General features: G+C 69.4%; 1 protein-coding gene. It reads right to left on the bottom strand.

Annotated elements, in window-relative coordinates:
• The coding region (locus HMPREF0178_RS20195; protein WP_009369398.1) for a TolC family protein at nt 1-709 on the bottom strand (709 nt) is incomplete at both ends.

The following is a 709-nucleotide window of genomic DNA, read 5'->3' as shown; positions in this document are numbered from 1 at the left end:
CGAAGGGATGCCCGAGGGCACGTCCAGCGGCGGTGCCAGTTCGCCGAGCGTCCGGCCTTCCTGAAAGGCCCGCCCCGCCCCGTCCACGATCCCGGCGGGGCTGAACCCCGCGAGCACGGCAAGCGCGCCTTCGCAGCGGATGCGCCGTTCCTCCAGATCATACAATTGCGCCTGCGTCTTGTCGCGTTCCGCCGCGAACCGCCGCAGCGTGGTTTCCGGCGACTGCCCGAGGCGGTAGCGCGTCTCATAAACCTTGCACGTCCGCTCGTAGGACTTGAGCATGTCGGCGGCGATCCGTTCCTGCTCCTGCAAGGTGCGGAGCTGGAAATACGCCAGCGCGGTTTCCGAGGCCACCGCCAGCCGGATCGTGTCGCGGGCGGCTTCGGTCGACAGCAGCTCGGCGCGGGCTGCCTCGTCCAGACGGCGGTACTTGCCCCACAGGTCAAGCTCGAAGCTCAGGAACCCGACCGCCTTGTACGCCTCCTGCGTCCGCGAGGCGTAGCGGTGCGTGAGCTCCTCCCCTTCCGTCATCAGGCGCTTGCCGTCCTGACTCCGCAGGCCCACGGCAGGCAGGCGATCCGCAAAGGCGACGCCCGCCGCCGCGCTTGCCTCCTCGACCCGGGCCATCGCCTGCGCGAGGTTGCTGTTGTGCGCGAGGGCCGCCTCCTCAAGGCGGTTCAGGGCGTCGTCATGGAAGACTTCCCACCAG

The sequence above is a fragment of the Bilophila sp. 4_1_30 genome (genome assembly GCF_000224655.1).
Classification (GTDB): domain Bacteria; phylum Desulfobacterota; class Desulfovibrionia; order Desulfovibrionales; family Desulfovibrionaceae; genus Bilophila; species Bilophila wadsworthia.
This window is presented reverse-complemented; position numbering and strand designations above follow the sequence as displayed.